We start from the raw sequence: 7,280 nt of genomic DNA, 5'->3' as shown, positions 1-7,280 counted from the left end.
TTTAAAAACACTCGGATTTTGCCATCTTATAAAGATCGGTCAACCGATCAATAAACTGCTAAATGATCGGCATTACCTATTCAGGAGCTTTTATTTCATAAGTGCTATCAACTGCTAGTCAGTAATAGCTAATTACCTATTAACGGCAACACCTCACGATAAGGTTCATAGTTTTGATAAATTTTTAAACGCTGCTTAAATTCAGCGGTTTTACTTTGATCAGAACTTAAATCTAGCGCTTTAATGGCTTTTTGTTGAGTAGAAATAGCAGCATCAAAATCACCTATCTCAGCATAGGCCGCAGCAAGATTATCCAAGTTGGTTGGATCTTGCTCATTTGACTCAAGTAACGCTAGCGACAGCTCCAGCGCTTTATCACCATTACGGTATTGCGACTCTGGACAGGTTGCTAAAATCCAAGCGACATTACCAAGAGATGCCATATCGCCCACGGCATTGAACTGCTCTACTGCTTTACCACAATTACGCTCAACCCCTTGACCGCCCGCGGCATAAATAAAACCAAGTCTGAAGTTAGCCCACTTATTACCTTTTTTGCTTAACTCGCTATACCACTGCTCTGCAGTCGATAAGTCTCGCTTAATTAAGCTACCTTCAAATGCCAAATCAGCCATGGTCTGCTGCGCTTTTACATGACCTAATGTCGCCGCGTCTGTGACCCACTTTATACCTAAGGCTTGATCTGCTGCGACATAGCGCCCAGATAGATACATAAGCCCAAGCAAATACTGGGCATCAGCGTCGCCTTGGGTCGCCTTTAATTGAATATGTGCTAAACGACTGGCCTCTTCTGAACCTTTAGGTTGCACAATAGAAAACGCACTCGCCCCATTGCTTAACGCTAAACAAAAGACCACTACTGTATTTAAAATCCAAGGTCTATAATTCATGAAGGGCTCCTACAACTCACCAAAGTAACGTTATATTGGGTACAGCTACTCGTAGTTTTATTCTAATTTCCCTCAAGTTAGCCTGAATTAATCTCAAATGTCGAGCCTAAAAAGCTCACACTCATTAATGAGAATCATTATTATTGATAAGGCTCAAGTTTTTGCATATAAATAAACCAAGCTGCAAAGCCCGTGCCTGCCTTGGTCGCGGTAGTTGTAACAAGATGTGATGCAAGCCTAATTGTTAACGCTACAATCAAGCTTAGTGGCGGTATCAGTTGACATATATCACTAATGTATCAAAATACCCTATATCTAAATGGTTATTCACCTAACATTGAGTCGAACTAAAGTAAGACATCTATCAAGGTTTTAATCACTTAATTGACGTAAGATGCTTAATTAGCATATTCTTACTTTTAATGTAAATCAGCCGAGGAACATAGGCATGGCTCTGATTGGAAAGCCAAAACCAGATCCGACTTTGGAATGGTTTTTATCACACTGTCACATTCATAAATATCCAGCCAAAAGTACTTTGATCCACGCTGGTGAAGATTCTGATACGCTTTATTACATCGTAAAAGGCTCTGTAGCCGTCTTGATTAAAGATGAAGAAGGTAAAGAGATGATTCTTTCTTACCTTAACCAGGGCGACTTTATCGGTGAGTTAGGTTTGTTTGAAGAACAAGCTGAACGTACTGCATGGGTTCGTGCTAAGCAAGCTTGTGAAATTGCAGAAATTTCTTATAAGAAGTTCAAGCAGTTAATCCAAGTTAACCCAGAAATCTTGATGAAGCTTTCATCTCAGATGGCTTACCGTCTGCATAGCACCAGCCAAAAAGTGGGCGACCTAGCCTTCCTAGATGTTGCTGGAAGAATTGCACAGACATTACTTCACCTTGCAAAGCAGCCAGATGCTATGACGCATCCAGATGGCATGCAAATTAAGATCACTCGTCAAGAGATCGGCCAAATCGTTGGTTGTTCTCGTGAGACTGTAGGCCGTATCTTAAAAATGCTTGAAGAACAAAACCTTATCCAAGCACATGGTAAAACTATTGTGGTTTACGGAACACGATAAGCCAGTATTAAGCTCGGTTTAAGACAGCTTCTATAAAGTGGCCTGAGATTATCTCAGGCCATTTTTTTATTAGGAGTTCAGCTTGAAATTAGCATTTTATTTATGCCTTTTGGCTGCGATACTACACCTACCTATAGCGGTCGCTAATCAAAAAATTGAAGTTCAACACTATGAGGCGCAAGCTTTAGTTAATAGTGGTCAAATCCTGTCTCTTGATGTCACCCTCTCCAGTATTCAAGCCATGTGTAATGGCAGGCTTATTGATGCTCATTTATACCAACATCTAGGCAACTGGCGTTACGAGATCCAAATTCGCACAGAAAAAGGTCAGCTGGTAGAGTTACTCTTAGACGCCAGCAACGGCCAACTCGCTCAACCGGTACGACTACCTGCCAGTTGTAGCGCTGAAAAGCTGTAATATGGCGTAAAAATCAAATCTAATTGCACTGATGTGACACTTTTTGAGTTAACATGAATTAACTCTGTAAACCGCCTGTCACTTAAGATCGCACCATTGAGAGCACTCTATGAAATTACTTCTTGTTGAAGACAATACCTTATTAGTCGAAGAGCTTGTTAAGCAGCTTAAACAAGCCGGTTATGTTACAGATACGACAGACAAGGTCAGTGAAGCTGATTACCTCATCAAAGAAACAAATTATGACTGTGTCATCCTAGATATTGGGTTACCCGATGGCAACGGCTTGGAGCTACTAGAAACCTGGCGTGAGCAAGGAATTCATACCCCAGTCATCATGCTAACGGCTCGCAGCCAGTGGCACGAGAAAGTAGAGGGCTTTAATTCTGGTGCCGACGATTACCTAGGCAAGCCCTTTCATACTCAAGAGCTGCTAGTACGTATTCAAGCACTGATCCAACGTGCTCATGGCAAAGCCAATACGCCAAATAAGCAGTTAACCTATGCAGGTGTGACACTCGATGAAGGCCAGCAGTCTGTGACTGTGGGCGAGCAAACATTTGAGCTGACAGCCATGGAATTTAGGTTATTAAAAATCTTCCTAATGTCGCCGAAAAAACTGTTATCAAAGGCCCAGCTTACCGACAAGCTTTACCAGTTTGATGATGAGAAAGAGAGTAATGTCGTTGAAGTATACGTCACTCATCTACGTAAAAAGCTTGGCAAAACAGCCATTGAGACTCGTCGCGGACAAGGGTATATATTTCACGGCCTCGTTCAATGATCTCAATTCGCACTAAGCTAAGTCTGTGGTTAACAGGCTTAGTGGTGATATCTACCGTTGTCGGCATTATCTTTTTCGAGTCCATGCTGCGCCAAGCTTTTCACGACTCTATCATTGCCAGATTGCAAGAGGACTTACAGCAAGTCTTACTCGCTACCCACCTTGAAGATAGCTCATTTAGCATCGACGAAAATCAGCTATCTAGCTTCTATCGCCCTGTTTATTCCGGCCGTTACTATCAACTGGATCTGCCAGAGCAAGAACTGAGATCACGTTCTTTATGGGATCAGCGACTCGAAGTGGTGGATCTTGAAAAAGGAGAAACCCGTGCCTGGCAGACTAAAGGACCGCAAAATCACGATATCCAGCTACTCTCTATCGGTCTAAAATCTGATACATCAGGTCTTAGCGCCACACTTACGGTGGCTCAGGACTTAAGTATCGGTCGCAAGATTTTTTCTGAAGTCTACGGCACAAAACTTATCGTCAACCTGGCCATGTTGCTAGCAATGATCACCGGTATTTTCCTGGTGCTACGACAGTCATTCAAACCCGTAAATCAGATGAAAGACACCTTAGCCAAATTACGCGAAGGCGAGATTTCCTCATTCGATCTCAACTCTATTCCACTTGAGCTGCAGCCGTTAGCCAAAAACTATAATGAGCTGCTTGCCTATTCTAGTAAGCAGATCGAACGTAGCCGCAATAATTTGGGTAATCTTAGTCACGGTTTAAAAACTCCCTTAGCGGTTATGCAGCAACAGGTTGAGGCTCTTTATTTAAAAGACCCTGACGCGGCTGAAGCCATGCAAAAACAGCTCGATTTAGTCCATAAGATGATTGAGCGTAAGCTTGCGGCGGCGCGGATCACTGGCGACATGCTTCCGGCGGCGCAGATGCAACTACCAAAAGATATTGAAGATTTGGCTCAAACCCTTAATAAGGTTCACCGCACTAAGTCTATTCACTGCCGCTTTGACATTCCCAGCGCGATTACCCGATTACCTATGCATCGTGAAGATGGTATGGAGCTTTTAGGCAATCTACTGGATAACGCTTATAAATGGGCAAGTTCAGAGATCAGAGTCTGTATTAGCTATCAAGATCAGCAGCTTAAATTGACGATTGAAGATGATGGGCCAGGGGTGAAAACAGAAGAGCTAGCGCAACTGACCCACAGGGGCAAACGTCTCGATGAGGCAACGATGGGCCACGGCTTAGGCTTGTCGATTGTTAAAGATATCGCTGAGCAATACAAGATTGAACTCAAGTTTGAACACAGTAAAAGCTTATCCGGGCTGAAAGTCACCTTGCTCTTCTAATACCAATTTGACTGCCTACTTCTACGTTGAACAACTTCACAAGGGAGCAACCATTCTTTCAGTTATTCGCCTTGAATTAGTTTGCCAAAAAACGTTCTGAGTAGATCAACTTCTATACTGATTGGTATAAAGCTTAATTAAAATTCAAGGTACTAAAACCATAAAAAAACCGGACTCGCGTCCGGTTTTTTATGCAGCATGTTAAAGACTTAATTTAGGCTGGCGCGTTGAGCTAACCATTTGCATTAGGTTTTACACTTAGCAACTAACACTTAGCCATTAACAACTAGTGATTAACGCCTAGCCATTAACATTAGTGCTTTCAAAAATCTTGTCCGCAGAAGCTGCTACAAAGCCTGTGTAAAGCTCCCCGTCGGCTTTGGGATAACGTAAAGCAAACTCATAAAAACAGCTAGGAATGTCAATCACTGCGTCAGAGAAGCTAACAGGGATCCTATCTGCCATCGTCGATGACTGCTCCAGTAATACCTCTGGACTGCCCTTTACTTCACCACCCGATGCATTCAATACAAAGCCTGCGGCTTTTAAAGCATCGTTAACTTCAAATATGGTTTCATAGCCTGGTAGATAATTAATCGATACCGTGAAATGGTTAGCACGATAACCAAATGCAGCAACCCAGGCAGCGTATTCACTCTCAGCTAATAGCGCTTCATAAGTCTTAGTATCAAGCTGCCAGTGACGGCCTGAGTACAAGAAGTTGTCGGCTGTGGTTGCATCCTTATCGATCTGCTCAATTAAGCCATTAACCGTCGCTTGCAGTTCATCGCTAAACTCTTCAACTAACAATTCAGAAATAAATACTTTTGGCTGTGTACTGTCAGGATGTTCAAAATGCTTAGCGTTGAGCTTCTTGGCTTCAAATTTGTAATCGCCACAAGCTACATAGCCGATAGACTCGAAATGTGCAGACAATACTTCAAGATTAACCTTGGCAATATTAAAAGTACGCAGCGCAATATGATCGTTAATTATCGCCCCGCCTTTAGACAATAGCTGATGAACTTTCGCTGCCGAGGGCGTCATGTCGATATAGTCTTGCCAAAGCGCTTCAAATAGTGTGTTTACATTCGTGTGCATTATTAGCTCCTTACGCCTGCGTGTTGACCTGTTTATTTAGTTAGTTGGTTTAGATCACGCGGCGGTACACATTTTAGGGATGGTGCTTACTTGTTGTCATATCTGTTTTGTCATATCAACTCTCTTAGCAAGAGGCCTGATATAAACAAAGGGGAAGCGCCCCGAGCGCTTCCCCTTTGAATTTGCGACTTGAGTTTAAAGACTCAAACCTGGACTCAATGTTGCGGGCAGACTGACCGCATCGGCCTCAACTGACGCTACTGGGTAGGCACAATAATCTGCGGCATAGAACGCACTCGCTCTGTGGTTACCCGATGCACCAACACCACCAAATGGTGCCGCGCCCGAAGCGCCGGTGATCTGCTTATTCCAGTTAACAATACCAGCACGAATACGTGCAAGGAAGTAGTCATAATCTTCACGGCTATCAGCTAAAATGCCAGCCGAAAGACCATAGCGAGTCGCGTTAGCGAGCTTGATAGCTTCATCAAAATCGCTATAACGTACGACTTGCAATAGTGGGCCAAAATACTCTTCATCTGGCAGCTCAATCACATCGGTGACATCAATCAAACCAGGAGAAACAAGGCCTGTCCCCGATTCGATATGAGTCAACTCAACCAGAGAGTTACCACCTAAGTTAATCAAGTTACGCTGTGCGCTGACCATGCCTTTTGCAGCAGTCTCAGAAATCATCGACCCCATGAACGGCTGTGGCTGTGCGTTCCATGGCCCTACTTTGATCTGCTTTATCGCCGCAACAAGTTGCTCAAGCAATTCGTCACCTGCCGCACCTTTTTCAACATAAAGACGACGTGCACAGGTACAACGTTGGCCTGCTGAGATATAGGCAGACTGAATGATGTCGTGAACAGCGGCTTTAGTGTCGGCGACATCTTTGATGATAAGCGGGTTATTACCGCCCATCTCTAGTGCTAAGATCTTGCCAGGATCGCCAGCATACTGCTGATGCAAGATATGGCCAGTGCGCGAGCTACCGGTAAAGAACAGACCATCAATTTGTGGATGAGCTGCGAGCGCCTTGCCGGTTTCGACTTCGCCTTGAACGAGGTTAATCACACCCGCTGGCAAACCGGCTTTTTCCCATAGCTTAAGCATCAGCTCAGCGACTTTTGGCGTCAGTTCTGATGGCTTAAACACCACGGTATTACCCGCAAGCAGCGCAGGTACTATGTGACCATTTGGTAGATGGCCAGGGAAGTTATAGGGCCCAAATACCGCAACTACACCATGTGGCTTATGGCGTAATACCGCACGGCCTGCAGGTGTATCGTTTTCAGATGTACCAGTACGCTTATGGTAAGCAGCAACAGAAAGGCCGATCTTGCCGATCATTGCGCCTGCTTCTGTCGCAGTTTCCCACTGTGGCTTACCGGTTTCTTGTGCAATCACTTCAGCCATTTCGGCTTTGTGAGCTTCAAGTTGATCGCGATAAGCTTCAACAATGGCTAGGCGTGCATCAAAGCCAAGCATAAACCAGTCAAATTGCACGTTACGTGCGGCATCAACAGCTTGAGATACCTGCTCTGGTGTGGCAGTTTTACTATTCCAAATTACTTCTTGGTTGGCAGGATTAATAGATGTCACTTCGTGACCTAAACCTGCAACCCACTTACCTTCAATAAATTGTGTCATTTTC

The 7,280-nt window shown here is 44.0% G+C and carries 7 protein-coding genes; 4 read left to right on the top strand and 3 right to left on the bottom strand.

Annotation, left to right across the window (positions count from 1 at the left end; translation table 11 throughout):
* Window positions 1-128 precede the first annotated feature (128 nt).
* A complete protein-coding gene (locus ACVBJC_RS18710; protein WP_447162413.1) occupies window positions 129-911 on the bottom strand; it encodes a tetratricopeptide repeat protein in 783 nt (260 codons plus the stop codon).
* Window positions 912-1,359: 448 nt separating this feature from the next.
* On the opposite strand from ACVBJC_RS18710, the gene crp reads away from it, so the two are divergent.
* The 4 genes from crp (at window position 1,360) to ACVBJC_RS18690 (ending at window position 4,519) form a co-directional block, all read left to right on the top strand.
* Complete coding sequence (gene crp, locus ACVBJC_RS18705) at window positions 1,360-1,995, top strand: cAMP-activated global transcriptional regulator CRP (protein ID WP_012156707.1); 636 nt, start codon at window positions 1,360-1,362, stop codon at window positions 1,993-1,995.
* Window positions 1,996-2,077: 82 nt separating this feature from the next.
* Window positions 2,078-2,413 (top strand): PepSY domain-containing protein, encoded by a 336-nt coding sequence (locus ACVBJC_RS18700; protein WP_447162414.1) that lies wholly within the window; start codon window positions 2,078-2,080, stop codon window positions 2,411-2,413.
* 109 nt (window positions 2,414-2,522) lie between these two features.
* Complete coding sequence (locus ACVBJC_RS18695) at window positions 2,523-3,197, top strand: response regulator transcription factor (protein ID WP_447162415.1); 675 nt, start codon at window positions 2,523-2,525, stop codon at window positions 3,195-3,197.
* Entirely contained in the window at window positions 3,194-4,519 is a 1,326-nt protein-coding gene (locus ACVBJC_RS18690) for an ATP-binding protein (protein WP_447162416.1), read from the top strand. Before ACVBJC_RS18695 ends, ACVBJC_RS18690 begins: the two co-directional genes overlap by 4 nt.
* 300 nt (window positions 4,520-4,819) lie before the next feature.
* Here ACVBJC_RS18690 and ACVBJC_RS18685 read toward each other — a convergent pair whose 3' ends face one another.
* Window positions 4,820-5,620, bottom strand: coding sequence for a 2-oxoadipate dioxygenase/decarboxylase family protein (locus ACVBJC_RS18685; protein WP_447162417.1), 801 nt, complete (start codon window positions 5,618-5,620; stop codon window positions 4,820-4,822).
* A 195-nt stretch (window positions 5,621-5,815) separates the two neighbouring features.
* Window positions 5,816-7,276, bottom strand: coding sequence for a succinylglutamate-semialdehyde dehydrogenase (gene astD / locus ACVBJC_RS18680; protein ID WP_447162418.1), 1,461 nt, complete (start codon window positions 7,274-7,276; stop codon window positions 5,816-5,818).
* Between the last annotated feature and the right edge of the window lie 4 nt (window positions 7,277-7,280).

The organism is Shewanella sp. 0m-6 (assembly GCF_052977325.1).
The sequence above is the reverse complement of the archived record's forward strand: the minus strand, read 5'-3'. Positions and strand labels throughout refer to the sequence as shown.